Here is a 17,164-nt window from a genome sequence, read left to right as displayed (position 1 = left end):
GGGGTTAAAAGGTTATCTACTTACTTGCTTGGGTGAAGTGATTGTGAGTCTTCTCTCCTTTCTCCCAATTAAGCCAATTTCACCGACGCGGCATATTTAATTATTGCTCTATTAAACAGCGCTATTTTCGTTGTTTCAGTGGCTTATCCTTTAAATAAACACCTATAAACGCTAAGGATGCGCCAGCAATCAAACCCAAAGCCATCCCAAAGGTAAATTCAGGAATTTGATTGTTTGACATAACAAACGCGATGTCCCCCCAAAGTGGTTTACCATACTCAGAAACCACATCAAACGTTAAAATCACCCCTTCAGAGCAGTTTTCAGAGTTAACGTCAAGGGGGCTCCAACTGCCACTGTAGCCAGTCGTGAAAACCGCCACGTTAGACTGGTTTACAGGCAGCTGCACCCTGAAATGGGCTGTGGAGATGGCGCTTGACGCGGAAAGGTAGGGTGCAATGTTTAGGTCATAAAGAAACGTGGAGGAACCATTGATGACTTCCACGGGGTGCTCGTAGTGGATTTCTAAAAGAAAATCCGTCAAAGAGGGCTGAATAGTGCAGTAAACCATCTCCCAGTTCCCAATGTCGGTGTAGTGCAACGCTGAGGGGTCCACTTCGCTGTAGTTGCTCCATGACTGCTCCGCTCCATCCAACTTGATGTGCATGTTAACTGTTCCAGGTGGGGTGGGGTAGAGCATGGGGACGGGGTCGGTGGGTTTTTCGGACATGTGAATAGGGTACACGCCGTCAATTTGCGCCCAAAGCGCGCCGTCAACGTTAACTATGGTGTAGTTGAGGTACTCTTCAGGCATCGACAAAAGCAAGCCGCCGCTTGATGTTTGGGCTTGGGGGGGTTGGCTTAGGGGCTTCATAAGCGGGTACTGGTCAGCTTCGGACGATTCGGTGTTGAGGATGTAGGGGCTGTCGCTTATGCCGTTTTGGTCGCGGTCTATGCCTGTGAAGGTGCTCCAGTAGTTGCCTTGCCCCTCGTTGTCCCATTGGTTACGCGTTTCAGCACCTATTGGGCCTGTCCAGTTGCCCACAAAATCGTTCCCGTAAATTTGGTTGCCTGTAGCATTGTGCCACACGTCAAAAAAGCAGTAGTTACCAAAAACTTGGTTATCAAAGATGGTGCAGTTGCAGGTTTGCTCAATCTGCAGAGCCGCGTACTGGTTGTTGACTATTTGGTTTTGGATCAGTGTACAACTGGAAGCGTTTTGTAGCCTGATACCGTTAAAGTTGTCCTCCAACATGCAGTTGGCAATCTGGGACTGCCCTGTTTCTACGAAGAGCACGCCGTCCCAGTTGGGAGTTGAATTCCAGTTCTGCACGGTGATGTTGTTGCAGTTCACGGCAGCTATCCAACCTGCGTCGGCGGGCACCTGATAGTCGCTTATGTTAACCAGAAAGTAGACAGGTTTACCGTTCACCGTGTTGGTCAGGTCTATGGTGTGCAGGTTATGCGGCAAGTCTGCCCCCCAAAGCTTGAAGCCGACTTGGTTGTCCTGAAGGGTGTTTGCTTTGAGGGTGATGTTGCGACTTTGCCATATGTCAACTCCGACGTTTTTGCGTTCTACCTTGTTGTCTAAGACGAGGCAGTTTTCGCTGTTGTCCACATAGATGCCCTCCGTGTAGTTGCCCTGGTTTAGCATTGCGTCTGACCGTTTGGCATCGGACACCGTGTTGCCCTCGATTGTTATGTTGCTTGCCCACGAGGTGCAGATGCTGCTGGCAAGGTTGTGTGTGACGGTGTTGTTTTGGCAAAAGTTGACCCGAATTTCTTGGGTGACGGTGTTGTGGGTGATTTTGTTATCCGCGCTGTTGTGGGCAACTTCAATGTCGCAGCCCGTCATCGTGTTGCCTTGAATGACGCATGAGCTGGCGTTATCAAGGTAAATGCCTTGAGCAAAATACTGCACATTCACGTTCTGCACCGTGACGTTGATGACATCTTGAAGCAGAATGCCTGTTCCATACATGGGGCCAAACATGCGCACCCCGTTTCCCTCAAGTATGGTGTCATTTCTTAGGACGGCGATGCCTGAAAAAACGTCCGAGGTTAACGTGTAAATGTTGCCTTGGACGCGTATTGGCGCGTTGGAGGGTGTGACGGTTCCGTTGCTTAAGATGGTGATTCCCGAGTTGTGCCAAACCCACGGCACATACTCCGCATCCGCCACATCCACTTGGTTTAGCCCTGCCGCTGCCGAGAACCCAAGCAGCAAGACCGCAAAGAGTGCCAATTCCTGTTTTCTATCCAAAGCAATCGGTTACTTTACGGTGCGCAAGGGTTTATACTTTTACAAACAAGTTTAAAGCCCTCTCTCCCTACATAAAACGTGGACTTAAAGCAGTTTTCTGAGAGATTAACAATGAACGACGCTACTAAACCTGAAGGTTTTGAAGCCGTAACTTTAGGTGCAGGCTGTTTCTGGTGCACCGAAGCCGTCTTCCAGCAGATCCGTGGCGTAGTAAAAGTTGAACCTGGCTACGCAGGCGGCAGCTTGCCTAACCCCACCTACGAACAAGTGTCCACGGGGCAAACGGGCCACGCGGAAGTTGCCACCATAACCTTTGACCCAGAAGAGGTTAGTTTTCGGGAGCTTTTGGAGATTTTCTTTGGAACCCATGACCCCACGCAGCTAAACAGGCAAGGCGCCGACGTAGGCACTCAATACCGCAGTGTCATCTTTTACCGCAACGCAGACCAGAAAGCCGCCGCGGAGCAGTTGATTGCAGAGTTAACCGCCGAGAAGGTCTTTGACAAACCCATAGTGACCGCTGTAGAGCCCCTACAAACGTTTTATCCTGCCGAAACCTACCATAAAGACTACTTCAAAAAGCACCCCAAAGAACCCTACTGCCAAGCCGTCATAGCCCCAAAAATCTCCAAACTGCAGAAAACGTTCATCTCAAAACTCAAGTTGCCCTAGCAAAATATGCTGCTGCTTTTTTCTTTGGGTTCTTTGTAAGATGCAAAAATCTAAAAGCAAGTAGACCAATAAAAAAAGCCATGTCAGATTCTCACCGTAACCTCTGGCGTACACCCAACTGCCAAGGAGACTTGTAGCATGTTCCGTTTTCTCTCAGGCGACCCCCTAATTTCCCTGCTCAAATCCTACGGCTACAATGTGGTGCGGCTGCCCAAAGCCACCATCAAACCCCTGCAGTTGATGGCAAGCAAAAATAACGAACTCAGTCGGGTAGGCGAGCTCTCCGTGGTTTTTAAGTCAAAAGGCAACATCCCCCAACCCACCCTTATGGAAAATTCCCCTGTGGCAAACATTTCTGGGAAGAAAAGTGGCGAGTTTAGTTTAGGGTTTGGGCTCTCCATTCTGGGGAATATAATTTCGGGTTTAGGCGGCTCAACTGCTGGGTTAGAGAGCAAGTTCTCTAACGCTGATTCAATTGCGTTTCAGTATGAAGGGGTGTTAGAAGACAGCGTGGACGTTGCTGAGTTGGACCAGTTTTTGTGTGATGCCGACATAAGCCCTTTTTCGCGGTTTGTTGGGCAACTGCTTGACAGCGACAAGGTTTACGTGGTTACGGCAACGATTAAAAGTAAGAAATTCACGATTTTCCCCCAATCCTCAAAAGGCGGCGACCTTGGCATTCAGGTTCCTGTAATACAGAACGTTGTTAGCCCAACGGTCAAAGTTACAGGTCAAGGCGGCAACTCTTCAGCAATAACCTTTGAGGGCGCAACACCTCTGGTTTTTGGGTTCCAAGCTGTGCAGTTATTTTATGACCGCGGTCGTTACACCCGTATTGAACCTGCTCAACAAGACCTGCCCATGCGGGGGCCATCGAATGTGGGGGGTTCTAAGTTGATATCTCCAGCGCCGTTTGTATCTTTAGGTGAGTGAAGGCATGAAGCAAGTTCAAATCCTTTTTCTGGCTGCTAACCCCAAAGACAGCAGCCCCCTTAGCCTAGACCAAGAGGTCCGCTCAATCGACAACGCGCTACGGGGTGCTGAATTTCGGGACCGCTTCAACTTGGAGCAGCAGTGGGCGGTCCGCTTCAACGACCTACAGGGGCACCTGCTCAGGTACAAGCCCAACATTGTTCACTTTAGCGGACACGGCAGCCCTGCAAGCGAAATCATCCTTGAAGACCTCAATGGTAACAGCCGCGTTGTTCCAAGCAAAGCCTTAGGCAGGCTGTTTCGCGTTTTCAAAGACACAATCAAATGTGTGGTCCTCAATGCCTGTTTTAGTGAACAGCAGGCAAAAGCCATCTCCGAAAACATTGACTGCGTCATCGGCATGACCCAAGCCATCGGCGACCGAGCCGCCATCAATTTCGCCAGCTCTTTCTACCAAGCTTTAGCTTACGGCAGAAGTGTCCATGACGCCTTTGATTTGGGATGTAACCAAATTGACCTCGCCAACCTTAACCAAGAGAAAGTGCCCCAGTTACTAACCAAACCAGGGGTTGACCCACAAAACGTCTTCTTCGTCTCCACGGGAGCTGCTGAAACTCTTGCTCCTGAAAAAGTAGACGCCACACCCGCCCCTACGCCGAAAAGAAAACAGACCTTTCGGCGCGTGAAGAGAAGTGAACTACCACAAGAAGATGATGACGACGGGGGATCGCCTACTGTTGTGGGGAATCCGGTGGCTGAGAACCAGCAAGGATTGACCTTTTTCAGCTACGGCAATTACCAAGAAGCCATAAAACATTTTGACGCCGCCCTAAAGATTAACCCTCAAATGGCTGACGCCTTAAACAACAAGGGTCTCAGCTACATCAACATGTACGTTGCCAGCCAGAACCCCAGTTTGCTCAAGGAAGCCCTAAAATGTATTGATGCAGCCCTCAAAGTTAACCCCATGCATGTGCCTGCCTTAAACAACAAGGGACTTGCACTCACACACATGAGCCAACTCGGCCACGACATTGACATGCTTAACCAAGCCATTTCTTACTTTACCAACGCCATAAACATTGACCCCCAATATGCTTTGGCCTGGAACAACAAAGCTGTGGCTGAAAACATCCGCAACCAGTGGACGGCATACGAGAGGCTGAACTAACCGCAAAAACGCCCCTTCAACTGAAATCAAAGAACAACAATACTCAAACAAACTGGGAAACGATTTTTTTTTAAAAAAGAGGGTTTGGGAATTAGGCAGTGGTTTTTTCACTGGGCTTAATTGCCTTTTTTATGAAGCCCTTCACGGCTTGGTCTTCCCCATAGACCACTAAGTGCCCATCTGCTTCACGGCGAAAACCAAGGTTTGCCTCCGTAGCCATCTGCTCCAGCTTCTCCACAGGCAACCCTTCAATTGGCTCGACGCGAATCCACTTTTTGTCTCGGGGAACACCTGGAATTAGGCGCATCTTCTCTTCTTTTTCGCACGGAGCCGTAACGCAGCTGTTACAGCTTGCCAAATCCAACGCCGCCAGCCATTCTTCCACTTTTTCAGGCGGCAACCGCTTGTCGGCTTCTGCCATAACATAAGCTTCCACACTAGAAAGATACTGGTCAATTTGCGGTTCCGTTTCGCCTCTTGCGCGGGATTCGGAATTTCCGATTTGGATGAGGGTTCGCGCGGATTTTAAGTCTGTCATGACGTTTGCTGGAATTTCCACTTTGTTCTTTCGGAGTTCTATGATTATCTCTTCAAGAAGTTTAGATTTGGCAACGTGACTCATGCGCCTTTCACCAAGCAAACTTTATCCACACAGCATTAATAAACTGTACCGCCAAACCGCAAAAAAGCCGTCAACGTAACAAATTTCTGTAACCGACACAGAGTTTATAACGTAAACTTTTGAGGTTTTCCCCCATGAAATTGTACACCATAAAATCCGAAGGATTAGCCCACAACAGCTACCTGCTTATTGACGAAAACGAGGCGGCAGTTTTTGACCCAAGACGCGACGCCCAAATCTACACGCGCCTTGCCCAACGGCACTGCGCCAAAATCCGCCTGATTTTTGAGACGCACCGCAACGAAGACTTCGTGGTTGGCGCCAAGGAGCTTCAAAGCTTAACTAACGCCCAAATCTGCCACAGCAAACAACTCGGCTTCACTTATGGTGAACACAGACTTAATGATGGTGACACGTTGAACGTGGGTAATCTTCAAATCAAAGCTTTGCACACGCCGGGACACACCGACGAATCTCTTTGCTATGCCGTCAGCAACACCCAGAAAAGCCCTGAGCCGCTGATGGTTTTCACAGGCGACACCCTATTTGTCGGCGCTGTAGGCAGAACTGACCTGCAAGGCAAAAAACAACAGCCAAACCAAGCAGAAAAACTCTATTTGAGCCTGCATGAGAAGCTGTTGCCGCTGGGCGACGGCATGCTGGTTTATCCAGGGCATGGTGCTGGAAGCGTGTGCGGCAGCGGCATCGGCAAACAGGAGTTTAGCACGTTGGGCTACGAGAAAAAAACCAACCCGTACCTGCAGTTGGGCAAGGAGGAGTTTGTGCAGCGTGCTGTAGCGCAGGAGATGCTGCTGCCCGCTTACTTCCGCAAGATGGAGCAGTATAACTTGCATGGTGCCCCATTGCTGCGTGGGCTTGCGTTGCCTAAACCGCTTGGCGTAGACGAATTTGAGGACGCCAAAAACGAAGTAGACTCCATCGTGGTGGATACGCGTTTGCCTTACGCGTTTGCAGGCTCCCACCTACCTGGCTCGCTGAACCTGTGGTTGGAGGGCGGAACAGCCGTTTACACGGGCTGGATTTTGGGCTACGAACAGCGCATTCTGCTGGTGGTGGAGCGTCAAGCCGATGTGGAACGGGTGCTGCGACATTTTTGGCGGCTAGGCTTTGACAACATCTACGGCTACCTCTGCACGGGCGTGTCAGCATGGCAGGAACAAGGCAAACCCATAAGCCAAGTGCACGTGTTGTCCGCGCAGGATTTACAGGACAACCTTGCACGGTATGTGGTTTTGGATGTGCGCGAACCCAGCGAATGGCACAAAGAAGGCATAATCGAAGGCGCAGAGCAGGTTTTCTTTGCTGACCTGCCCAAACAAGCCGACAACCTGAACCGTAACAAGCGTTACGCCGTGATTTGTTCGGTGGGGAACCGCTCAGGAATCGCAGCCAGCCTCCTTAAACGCAAAGGATTTGCTGCAGTTAGCAACGTGTTGGGCGGCATGGATGCATGGAAAAAGCTGGGGTACCCAACCGTGAAGCCCCCCACCCCGCAGCCTACCGAACCCTAATTTCATCCATTTTCTCGGTGATAGTTTGCAGGATTTTGTAGGTCATTCCCCACACAACCTCGTTCTGCAGCAGAAACGCTGGAACCTCGCCAACGTGTGGCACTGCGGTTTTTCCGCGGCTTGCCCGAATTTTTTCAAGAGAAACCCACATGTAACTGTGCAGCTCACCACTGTTAAGATGCACCTCCGGCTCGGTATCCAAGGCGGCAACGAAGGGCACAACCCGAAAACCTCTTCTGGTCCTTGGCTCAACGGCCTCCAAAACCCCCAGAAACTGGCCCGCGCGGAGTCGGACGCCTGTTTCCTCTTGGGTCTCGCGGATTGCCGTGGCCTGAAGCGTGACGTCGGTGGGTTCGCGTTTTCCGCCTGGAAGCGCCATCTGCCCCGACCAAGCATCCCTCACATTGACTGCACGTTTAACCAAGAGCACTTGAAAGTCGGCCTCGGTGGTTGTGAGAATGACGGTTACGGCGGCGTTTGCGTCCTGCTCAACGCTAACAGACTTAAGCTTAGATGAAAGGTTCTTGAGGGTTTCCACTGTGACCATTGTTGGGTATCTCTGCTGCGATTTTGAGTTTATACCCCCTCTATTTATAGGTTTAACCCGCGAAGAGAACACGCCCTCGGGCTTATTGAAAGATGAAAAAGATTTTGCAGTTACCCAGAAGCATTTTTGAGTTGGTCACGTACCAATATTATAATAAATTTGTATTCCCAACAAAAAAAACGCACTTATGAGCAAAATCAAACCAACAATTATCAAAATGGACATCTGTTTAAGTCCTGACCTCAAAGAGTTCACAACTTTAACGTTTTTCTCATTTGAATCGAAAAGATTCGTTGCTATTTTGAAAATCATAAAACTAAGAGATTCGTCCGCGTACCTTTTCACTAACAGTTTTATGTCCTTGTAGGTAAACCATTTTGGGTTTAACAAAACTACGCCTCTAATCGTAGCAAGAATGAAAAAAATTAAACAACTAACGAAGAGAAAAAAGAATTGTAGCGAGAATGTATTTGATAGAATATAGTACCCAACTCCTGTTGAAATAGGGATAATTGCGGAAAGAATTCCTAACATCATCTGAATCTTTGTCATATTTCGTTCGTATGCCTTTGTTGTTGCTTCTCCGAGTCTTAGAACTGAGTCGTGATAGAATCTAGCTTTTTGCAGCTCCTCATCATCGGTGTACATTTGTTTCTCTATTCTGATTACTTCTTGTCTTCGTGATCGGCAATGAACCTCGTTGCATCATCGTCTGGTTGAAACCTTCGATTTTTCTTATCGTCCTCTGCATTTTTGGACATTAATACACCTGCCCCTACTTCTAAGTTCCCACTATAAATATTTATTATCATCCAATTTGTAAATTACATAAAGTTCCATCAATTATAAACTTTGATTTACGAGTTTATATGACCGAATCGGCAAGGAATGCTTTTTCTTTTTGCTTTTCCTTATAGTGGGTATTGAGTGATTGGTTGTGCCTTTGATTTCGGGTTTTGACCCTTGGAAAAACAGCACCTGCACCTGCCCCCCAAAGCTGACCTTTAACCCGTACAGCGGATGCGACCACGGCTGCCTCTACTGCTATGCTAGCAGCTACGTCCAAAACTTCACCGAGTGCCGCCCCAAAAAGGACCTGCTGCCCACCCTGCGAAGGGAAGCGGCAAAGCTCAAAGGCGAAATCGTGTCCATCTCCAACTCCTCCGACCCCTACCCCCGCATGGAGGCGAATCTGGGTTGGACGCGCCAATGCCTCGAATTACTGGCAGCAAGCAACTGCCGTATCCAAATCATAACCAAATCTAACCTTGTAACCCGAGACGACGACCTCCTCACCAAAGTGCCCTCCGCCGTGGCGCTAACCATAACAACAGACGACGACCCGCTGGCGGCTGTTCTTGAGCCCCACGCGCCTTCCTCTTCGGAGCGTCTGCGCGCAGTTAAGGACCTCATGGGTGCAGGAATACCTGTTTCGGTGCGCATAGACCCTATAATTCCGTTGGTAAACGATGACCCAAGCAGGCTCATCTCCAAGTTGGCTGCTCTTGGCGTGCGGCACATAACCAGTTCCACCTACAAGCCCAAACCCGACAATTGGCGTCGCCTCAGCCAAGCCCTACCTGCGGTTGCCGAAAAGCTTAAGCCGCTATACTTCCAACAGGGAGAACGTGTAGGCGGGAACACGCTTTTGCCCAAAGACCTTCGACTTAAACTGCTGTCAAACGTGCGGGAGATGGCGTTGGCGCAGGGCATGACGTTTGGGGTCTGTCGCGAAAGCTTGCCCAAGCTGAACACGGCGGCATGTGATGGTTCAGGGCTGATTCCCGCCGCTGCGAGGTGAACACGTGCCCAGTCAGAGCCGAATTGTGATGCTGGTGGATTTGGACTACTTTTTTGCCCAATGTGAAGAGCTACGCAACCCCGCCCTCAAAGGCAAACCTGTGGTGGTGGGCATGTACAGTGGGCGAACCGAAACCAGCGGCGCCGTCAGCACTAGTAACTACTTGGCACGTAAATACGACGTAAAGTCAGGCATACCCTTGTTTTTGGCGAAAAAACGCCTTGAAGGTGTTGACGCGGTTTTTCTGCCCGTGGACTACGATTATTACCAGCAGATTTCCGACAAAATAATGGCGATTCTTCGGGAATACTCCGACGTTTTAGAGCAGGCAGGCATCGACGAAGCCTACCTCGATGTCACCGAGAAAGCAAAAGGCAGCTATACGACGGCAGAGGGGCTGGTTCAGCAGATGAAAGCCGCCGTTAAACAGGAGGTGGGCGTTACTTTCTCTGTCGGAATTGCCCCCAACAAGCTCGTCGCAAAAATTGCTTCCGACAGTCATAAACCCGACGGCGTCACCGTTGTCGAGCCTGAAAAGGTGGAAGGATTTCTTTCGCCGATGCCTGTAGACGCGTTGTTGGGTGTGGGCAAGAAAACCGTTGCCAAAATGTCGGATTTGGGCATCAAAACCGTCGGCGACCTTGCAGGGTTTGATGTGCAACGGTTGGTGGAGGTTTTCGGCAAAACTTTGGGCGTGTACTTCCACAACGCAGCCAACGGCGTGGACAATGACCCTGTGCAAGAGGCAGGGGAAGCGGAATCCATCGGCAGGATGGGCACCCTCAAGGAGGATAGCCGCGACTTGGAGTTTCTCATGCAGAAGATAGGCACGCAAATCGAGGAGGTTTACGCGGAGTTCACCCAGAAGAAGCTGAGCTACCGCTTGGTCGGCGTTGTCGCCATCATGACGGATTTAAGCGCAAAGAGCCGCTCTAAAACGCTGGAGAAACCCGCTAAAGACAAAGAAACCCTCCAAATAGCCGCGCGGGAACTCTTCGAAAGGCTCCTTAACGAGACCGAGTTAGAAATTAGGCGGGTTGGCGTGCGGGTTGCGCATTTAAGCAAGGAGGAGCGGCGGCAGCAGCAGTTAACAAGCTTCTTTCAGCCATAAAAAACGTACAACTGTCCAGAATCAATGTCTGCTCAACTTTGGCGCGAATAGAAAAATGAGTTAGCCAGCAACCTTTATTTTCCCTTAGCACCCTGTTTTAGTAGGGTTTCTTTTGTTTTCTCAAAAAGCAAGCCAGAAAATTCTTCCTCCGGGCCAGTCGGAGACCAAGCGGATTTTGCGGTGGGGGATTGACCATCCGGGGATAACTTCAGATAACCCTCACCTGAAACAAGAAACATACACGTTAGTCATTGACGGGGAAGTGGAGAAACCTGCAAAGCTGACTTGGGCAGAGTTTGCTGCGTTGCCGTCGGTGGCTTCGGTGAGTGATTTTCACTGCGTGGAAGGCTGGAGCGTGCGGGACTGCCACTGGGAGGGCGTGCGATTTAGTGAAATTGAGCAGCTGGTTAAACCAAAAGAGGCGGCTAAAGCGGTAACTTTTGAGTGCGCCGACGCCTACACCACTTCGCTTTATCGTGGAGAACTTGCTGCCGCGGATGTGGTTTTGGCTTACAAGCTTGACGGCGAACTGCTTGAGGAGGGGCTGGGTTTTCCTGTGCGTCTCATAGTGCCCGGCAAGTACGCGTACAAGAGCGCCTTGTGGGTGGTTCGTGTGCGGTTTACGCGGGGCAAAGAGTTGGGGTTTTGGGAGCGCCGTGGCTACAGTGACTCGGCGGATGTTTGGAAGAACGACCGTTTCCGCTAACGGCTGTCCTGTTTCTTGTGTTATGTGTTGTGCATAGTTGAACAAGACGTGCGAAACCTTTATTAGCTGAATTTATTAACCGATTTGTTCCTTAGAAAAATTGGAGGATGAATAATTGGCGCAAGAATCAGAATCAGAAGTTGACGTTTGCACTTCAAGATGTGCTCAACTGATTCCCGGCGATGCTGACGAAAAAGACAGCGCGTCCCGCAGAAAATCTGCGGAGAAAAAGAAGCAACAAGCAGAAGAACCCTTATACCTTTACAGGCTCTAAACAGCAGTAACAGCAGGCTCCCCGTGAACCTTCTTGAGTTTTAGGTAGTTTTATGTCTGTTTCTTTTCTTTCTGAAAACCTTTTTTATTTCCCACCCCGCACTTAGGGTTGAGGCTAAATACGTGCAGTTTACACAAGCCAAAATGGGCAGAATATTCATACTCCGATTACACGACAACGACCACATCCCAGATGTGCTGGAACAATTCGCCAAACAGCAGAACCTAACCAGCGCCCTGTGCTTCTTGGTCGGCGGCATCAAAGAGCAGGGACGCGTTGTGGTGGGACCCAAAGACGGCTACGCCCTACCCATAGAGCCTGTTGTGACGCTTCTTTCAGGGGTCAGTGAAGTCGTAGGCGTAGGCACCCTGTTCCGCAACGAGGCAGGCGAACCTAAACTGCACATGCACGCCAGCTTTGGCAGAGGCGAAAAAGTCATCACAGGATGCGTCCGCAGGGGCATTGATGTGTGGACAATCGGCGAAGTCATCGTGTTGGAGCTTGCCGACGCTGAGGCAAAACGCGTGATGGATAAGCAGACGGGTTTTGAGTTGCTGGAGCTTTCCCAGTCAACCCAAGAAAGTTAAGATGTAGATTTGGCGGGGGCTGGTCCCAAAATACGTTCCCGTTACGGTGCCGTCTTCTTCTAGGGTGGGGATGTTGCCGAATTTGCCTGACTCTGCAAGCATCATGTAAACATCCATAAGACGCAAATCCGTGTCAAAGTAGGGCACGTCGCCGCCAAACTCGTACATAAACACATACTTCACATTGTTATGTTGACACTGGCTGATTAGCTCGGTTACGTTGAAGTCAGGGCGGTACGTATCCACAGGCAACGCGGGGTACTGCAAAACCGCGTTAGTTTTACCCTGCGCGTTTAGGTAGAAGCGCACCATGTCTTGGCTGTAAAGGTTCTGTGCGCACAACACCATGATTGACTCGTCAGGTCCTAAACGTGGCGCGACATAATTGGCGGCTTCTTCAATGGGAATGTGAATTTGGTCTTTGGCAACCCAACTGTAAGCATCAGAAACGCTAAAAGCCGCACCAACCAACGTGAAAGCTATCAGACCCCCTGCGGCGACCTGCGCTAACCGCCGCTTGTTTATGGGCAGTTGCTTGTTTTGCCAACGGGTTTGGGCTTTGCTCCACGCCGACGTGATCAGGCTAGCTGCTGCTAACGCAAGCACAGGAAACGCTGGCACTACGTAGCGCCACTGCTTGTTGGGAATTACGGTGAAGAAAATGTAAACCACAACAAACCAGATGAGCAGATACTTGTCGGAGGCTTTTCGGCGAAGCGCAAACCACCCCAACCCAGCTAAACCCAAAAGGTACAGGAAAAACGAAACTGGATGCACATCCGAGTAAGGCACCGTCATTTCAAACAGGTAAAACACGGGCGTCTGCAACCAACTGGGCAGTGCGGTGAATGGCGCTGGAAACCGATTAAGCCCCGTGCTATAGAGCGATTTCTCGGGGTTGCCCATGCTGATTGCGTACAGCCATGTGTCCAGCAGGCCTGAAGCGTAAATTTGGTATGAAACCAGAATCCAAGGGATAACCACCGCCACAACGGTGAGTATGAGCAGGGGGAAGCGGGTGAGTTTCTGTTTCAAGTAGCCTCTGCCCAACACCACTAGCGCTGTAAGCATGATGGCGCCTACAATGACCGTCTGGTACTTCACCAAGATGCCCAGTCCAAGCATAACGCCGCTGATGATCAGGAACTTGTTCTGGTGTAGCCGCAGCCACCCAAAAAAGGACAGCGTCGAAACAGTGAAGAAGAAAACCAGCATGGTTTCAATCATAGCCATGCGGCTCAACCACACGTAGCCGGGCATCAAAGCCAACAGAACTACGCCCAGCAGGGCAGTTTTGGCGTCATACATGCGGGAAGCAAACTCAAACACCGCCCACAGCGACAACAGCGAAAACGCAACCGTGACCAACCTGCCTGTGAATACGCTTATGCCCCCGACTGCGTAGAACCCAGCCGTGAAGAGGTCATACATGGGCGGATAAAAAATGAAGCTAAAGTACGTCGAATAGTCGCCTCGTAGCAGAAGCATGCCGCCGTTAAGGTGCGTGACTTCATCCCACTGAATCGACATGTACGAGAGGTTAAAAAGCAAAAACGTGCCGTACGCAACGGCAAACACCAAGAAAGCTAGTCGCCACTTGTTTTTGATGCCTCCCTTCAGCCACGCCGCCATGGAATCCACGTTCACCTCAGCTTTTCCCTCCATTTGCCGCTATTGCAGCCTGTTTTGCAGTCTATAAAGCAGAATACCCAATATAAAACAATCTAAACTGACGCTCGGCAAAAGCAGGAACACAGAAGCTGAGGCGCGGGCTACTTGGGGGAACGGGCAGCCAAAACCCCTGCAACGGCAACAAACAGCAAAAACAATCCCCCCAGAATCGCCAAGGGGACTCTGAAGGCTGGTTCAGAATGTAAAACCGCAGTGGAAGGTAACCCACTCAAGTAAGCCGCCAAGAAGACTCCGACAAACGCGGCGCCTACGCCTTCAGCGGCAAAAAGAAACCGAGTCACCTGTCTTTGGTTGAGGTTCATGATGCTTCCTCACTTGGATATATTCTGAGGCGGCAGACATTTAAAATTAGCTCAACTCCACGGTTTAAAATTGAACCTCGCCTTCTGCTTTGGAGGGAAACACGCAAAAATAATATAGTCAACCAACAAATGGTTTTGTGGTATTCTCTTATGTCTGCCCCCTCTAAGTCGCTTTCGCCTCTGCAGTTCGGGCTTCTGGTTGCCGCGTCGGCGTGGTTCCTGTTCAGCTTCCATGAACTGTTCAAGGGCATGGTGAACATCGGCGAATTCGCCTTCTTCACCGGTCCAACCTCCACTTGGATTCTAATAACCGACGCTTCAGGCGCCGTCGGCTTAGTCGCAAGAACCCTCGCGGGGCTCATTGCTGTCGTCGCCATCATCATGTACCTCGTCCACAGAGGGTTTTCTTCCCAAAGAACCCGCAAGATTATCCAGTGGATTTTGGTCATCGAGGCAGTTTACTGGCTGTCGCTTTTGCTCTCAGGAATCTGGGGCGTTCTTCCCGCAAACGTGGCGGGCTTTGGCGGCAGCGGAGTGGGCTTTAATGTGCCTTTTCTTCTTGAAACAGGCATCCCATGCCTATTCTCCTCCATAGCCCTACCCCTCGCCCTCTTTAAACTGGCTTCCACGTTGCGCCCCAACAAGCCCCCAAAAGACGCGGTGAAGTGGGGATCAATCACGGGCACGGTTTACGTGTTTGTGTTTTGGCTGGAAAACACAGGCAACTGGATATACACAGTCATCGCCAAAGGCACCACGTACCTGACAGCATACCCTGAAAACCTGTTCAGCTTCTTGTTAACCACCGTTGGCATGCTCGCATTAGGCATCTACACGGCGTACTTCACCAAGAAATCCATCGGCGCAGAAACCGTGGAGGAGTTGAACCTGAAAACCGTCGGAGCCATAATTACGCTGGTGGGACTGTATTTCCTTTGGAATTACCTGACGTGGATTTACTTTGGCGGCGACCAGCTTTGGAGTGACTGGTACGCGTGGTTCCTTGGGCATAACATGGACTTGTGGGTGTTGGCGCTTCCGCTGGTGGGTTTGCCTCTGATGTTCAAAAAACAGAAAACGCAAAAGCCGCTATAGCCTGCCTGCAAGTTTCTTTTTTAGTAGGCTGACAAGCTCTGCCAAAGCTACCCCCACAAACGCACAAACCATGCCAAACGCCATAACAGAGGACAACGAGGTAACCATCATTGAGTAGGTTGTGTGTGAAGAGGAAACAGTTGGGCCGCCGGGCACCTGTATGTTTCCTGAGCTCACGGTTTCACCGACTTGAATGGCGACTTCTGTTCCTATGTTAATGTTGGACACAAACATAACGACCAGCAACAAAACCAGCATAACGACGGTTAGAACGGGCGCCATGTAAAGGTTGTAGGCGCTGTGAGAATGCGACCGCCTAGTCGACAACAGCCACATAACTGGACTAGGCACAGCAATCATGAAGGCAGTCGTTAGGGCGCTTAGCGCTGAATAAACTGCAACTGACTGAACATTCCAAGCTGCAGCCAACATAAACCCCCAAAAACCGGGGTTCACAAGCGTCAAAACAAACCCCGCCACACCAATCAGAAACGCATCCATAATGCGCAGTCGCGATGGCTTCGCCTTTTTTTCGTTAAACGTCTGCAGAAACTGCACTGCTAGCTGTCCTTTGGGTGTCAGCTCGTATTTGCCGTTGGGGTCTTTCTGGATGAGGTCAGCGAGGACTTTAAGGTGGTAGTTGAACTTGCCCGTGTTTGCCGCGTCAACCGCAGTCATTAACTCCATATACGAAAGCGCTTGTTTTTCGTTTAATGTTTGAATGATTTTGCGGCGGATGGGATGCTTGAATATGTCATGGAATGATTCGAAATCTGTGCCCATTAACCCACATCCTGTCCTGCCAGTACTATGGGTTGGTTAGGCGTCATTTAAGCGTATTTGACTAATAGGCTTGTCAAAAATTAGTCAGCCACCAGTTAAGGCAGCTCGATGGTTCCTGCGACGCGGAGCTTGCCGCCCTCCAAATACATCAAAACCGCACGGTCGCCTGAACGGTAAACCAGGTCCTTCTCCAAGCTGATGGTGACGTCGGGTTTATGCCAGTCGCCCTCCTCGCTGACCTCCTCCACCTTGCCGTTGAGGAACTGCATCCAGTGCCCCACATGCATCACCATACCCGCCTTCAGCGGCGTCTGCCAATACTTCACCAGCGACGCCTTGGTTTTGAGAGTTTTTGAGGTTTTGATTGCGGGGTCATTTGTCAAAACCACGCCCCTATCCACATCTGAAACGTCCACGTTTTTGACCGCCAACCCCACGCGGTCGCCCTCAACGGCTGCGTCAAAGTCGTCGTCGTGTTTCTGAATTGACCGCACCTGCGCCGTTTTCGTTCCCGGCAACGCCTTCAACGCTGCATGTTTGGCGACGCCCCCGTTTATGACTACGCCCAAAACCACCACGCCTACGCCTTTCACGTTGAATGCGTGGTCTACGGGTACGCTTCCTGTGGGTGCTTCGGCGGGTTTCTGTTGGGCAGCGTTATTGAACAGTTTTTCCCGCAAAACGTTGGCGTCGTCGGGGAGGAACTCAAAGTTTTCTAAGCTTGTGCCTTTGATGAGAGGCTGGATTTTTTCTTTGGGGATATAGTTTCGGAGTATGAAGTAGCCGCTGTTTATGCCGCAGCACTGCAACATCACAAGACTCTCGCCCAGAGTTGCGGTTAACTCGTTCACCACGACGACGGCTTTTTGCACTTCTGAAGCCGCGAAGAACAGGGGTGCCAGCCGTTCGGGGTAACGGTTAGGCTCAACAAGCGTGAGGGTGTCTTCGCCTTTCTTCAAGTTGTATAGTGTGATGTCTGTGGAGGTGCCTTTCTTGGCTATGGCGCTGCTGAAACCCTGCGCGCCAACGACTGCAACCATCAAGTTACCCATAACATGGTCTCCTGTGAACGG

17 protein-coding genes are annotated in these 17,164 nt (G+C 50.5%); 10 read left to right on the top strand and 7 right to left on the bottom strand.

Going from position 1 to position 17,164, the window contains the following annotated elements; all coding sequences use genetic code 11:
* Positions 1-121 precede the first annotated feature (121 nt).
* Positions 122-2,263 carry a nitrous oxide reductase family maturation protein NosD gene (locus ACBZ72_10205; GenBank protein XES76543.1) on the bottom strand — a complete coding sequence of 714 codons (2,142 nt, stop codon included), beginning with the start codon at positions 2,261-2,263 and terminating at the stop codon, positions 122-124.
* Positions 2,264-2,374: 111 nt separating this feature from the next.
* Here ACBZ72_10205 and msrA point away from each other — a divergent pair, with 111 nt between their 5' ends.
* The 3 genes from msrA to ACBZ72_10190 all read left to right on the top strand — a co-directional run bounded on the left by msrA (position 2,375) and on the right by ACBZ72_10190 (position 5,039).
* Complete coding sequence (gene msrA, locus ACBZ72_10200) at positions 2,375-2,935, top strand: peptide-methionine (S)-S-oxide reductase MsrA (protein XES76542.1); 561 nt, start codon at positions 2,375-2,377, stop codon at positions 2,933-2,935.
* 138 nt (positions 2,936-3,073) lie between these two features.
* Entirely contained in the window at positions 3,074-3,868 is a 795-nt protein-coding gene (locus tag ACBZ72_10195) for a hypothetical protein (GenBank protein ID XES76541.1), read from the top strand.
* A 4-nt stretch (positions 3,869-3,872) separates the two neighbouring features.
* Positions 3,873-5,039: a tetratricopeptide repeat protein gene (locus ACBZ72_10190; protein ID XES76540.1), complete on the top strand. Its 1,167-nt coding sequence runs from the start codon at positions 3,873-3,875 to the stop codon at positions 5,037-5,039.
* 91 nt (positions 5,040-5,130) lie between these two features.
* Here the strand turns inward: ACBZ72_10190 and ACBZ72_10185 are convergent, their stop codons facing one another.
* Positions 5,131-5,661, bottom strand: coding sequence for a DUF2096 family protein (locus tag ACBZ72_10185; GenBank protein ID XES76539.1), 531 nt, complete (start codon positions 5,659-5,661; stop codon positions 5,131-5,133).
* Positions 5,662-5,795: 134 nt separating this feature from the next.
* Here ACBZ72_10185 and ACBZ72_10180 point away from each other — a divergent pair, with 134 nt between their 5' ends.
* The gene (locus ACBZ72_10180) at positions 5,796-7,193 is read left to right on the top strand and encodes a rhodanese-like domain-containing protein (protein XES76538.1); all 1,398 of its coding nucleotides are present in this window, start codon (positions 5,796-5,798) and stop codon (positions 7,191-7,193) included.
* Here ACBZ72_10180 and ACBZ72_10175 read toward each other — a convergent pair.
* On the bottom strand, positions 7,180-7,740 hold the full coding sequence (locus tag ACBZ72_10175) for a CoA pyrophosphatase (protein ID XES76537.1): 561 nt from the start codon (positions 7,738-7,740) through the stop codon (positions 7,180-7,182). The two genes, ACBZ72_10180 and ACBZ72_10175, sit on opposite strands and share 14 nt — an antisense overlap.
* Before the next feature lie 937 nt (positions 7,741-8,677).
* On the opposite strand from ACBZ72_10175, the gene ACBZ72_10170 reads away from it, so the two are divergent.
* The 5 genes from ACBZ72_10170 (at position 8,678) to ACBZ72_10150 (ending at position 12,219) form a co-directional block, all read left to right on the top strand.
* A complete protein-coding gene (locus ACBZ72_10170; protein XES76536.1) occupies positions 8,678-9,541 on the top strand; it encodes a radical SAM protein in 864 nt (287 codons plus the stop codon).
* Between the two features lie 4 nt (positions 9,542-9,545).
* The gene (gene dinB / locus ACBZ72_10165) at positions 9,546-10,652 is read left to right on the top strand and encodes a DNA polymerase IV (protein ID XES76535.1); all 1,107 of its coding nucleotides are present in this window, start codon (positions 9,546-9,548) and stop codon (positions 10,650-10,652) included.
* A 112-nt stretch (positions 10,653-10,764) separates the two neighbouring features.
* Positions 10,765-11,358, top strand: a complete 594-nt coding sequence (locus ACBZ72_10160) for a molybdopterin-dependent oxidoreductase (GenBank protein XES76534.1) — start codon at positions 10,765-10,767, stop codon at positions 11,356-11,358.
* A gap of 115 nt (positions 11,359-11,473) precedes the next feature.
* The gene (locus ACBZ72_10155) at positions 11,474-11,632 is read left to right on the top strand and encodes a hypothetical protein (GenBank protein XES76533.1); all 159 of its coding nucleotides are present in this window, start codon (positions 11,474-11,476) and stop codon (positions 11,630-11,632) included.
* Positions 11,633-11,754: 122 nt separating this feature from the next.
* Positions 11,755-12,219, top strand: a complete 465-nt coding sequence (locus ACBZ72_10150; protein XES76532.1) for a PPC domain-containing DNA-binding protein — start codon at positions 11,755-11,757, stop codon at positions 12,217-12,219.
* Here the strand turns inward: ACBZ72_10150 and ACBZ72_10145 are convergent.
* Both ACBZ72_10145 and ACBZ72_10140 read right to left on the bottom strand, forming a co-directional pair.
* Positions 12,202-13,884 carry an ArnT family glycosyltransferase gene (locus tag ACBZ72_10145; protein XES76531.1) on the bottom strand — a complete coding sequence of 561 codons (1,683 nt, stop codon included), beginning with the start codon at positions 13,882-13,884 and terminating at the stop codon, positions 12,202-12,204. The two genes, ACBZ72_10150 and ACBZ72_10145, sit on opposite strands and share 18 nt — an antisense overlap.
* A gap of 107 nt (positions 13,885-13,991) precedes the next feature.
* Positions 13,992-14,213 carry a hypothetical protein gene (locus ACBZ72_10140; GenBank protein ID XES76530.1) on the bottom strand — a complete coding sequence of 74 codons (222 nt, stop codon included), beginning with the start codon at positions 14,211-14,213 and terminating at the stop codon, positions 13,992-13,994.
* Positions 14,214-14,363: 150 nt separating this feature from the next.
* Here ACBZ72_10140 and ACBZ72_10135 point away from each other — a divergent pair, with 150 nt between their 5' ends.
* On the top strand, positions 14,364-15,308 hold the full coding sequence (locus tag ACBZ72_10135) for a hypothetical protein (GenBank protein XES76529.1): 945 nt from the start codon (positions 14,364-14,366) through the stop codon (positions 15,306-15,308).
* On the opposite strand, the gene ACBZ72_10130 is transcribed toward ACBZ72_10135, so the two are convergent.
* Both ACBZ72_10130 and ACBZ72_10125 read right to left on the bottom strand, forming a co-directional pair.
* Positions 15,303-16,091, bottom strand: coding sequence for a hypothetical protein (locus ACBZ72_10130; GenBank protein XES76528.1), 789 nt, complete (start codon positions 16,089-16,091; stop codon positions 15,303-15,305). The two genes, ACBZ72_10135 and ACBZ72_10130, sit on opposite strands and share 6 nt — an antisense overlap.
* A 95-nt stretch (positions 16,092-16,186) precedes the next feature.
* Positions 16,187-17,143, bottom strand: coding sequence for an EF-Tu/IF-2/RF-3 family GTPase (locus tag ACBZ72_10125; protein ID XES76527.1), 957 nt, complete (start codon positions 17,141-17,143; stop codon positions 16,187-16,189).
* Between the last annotated feature and the right edge of the window lie 21 nt (positions 17,144-17,164).

The organism is Candidatus Bathyarchaeia archaeon (assembly GCA_041447175.1).
In the GTDB taxonomy this organism is placed as follows: domain Archaea; phylum Thermoproteota; class Bathyarchaeia; order Bathyarchaeales; family Bathycorpusculaceae; genus JADGNF01.
The sequence above is the reverse complement of the archived record's forward strand: the minus strand, read 5'-3'. Positions and strand labels throughout refer to the sequence as shown.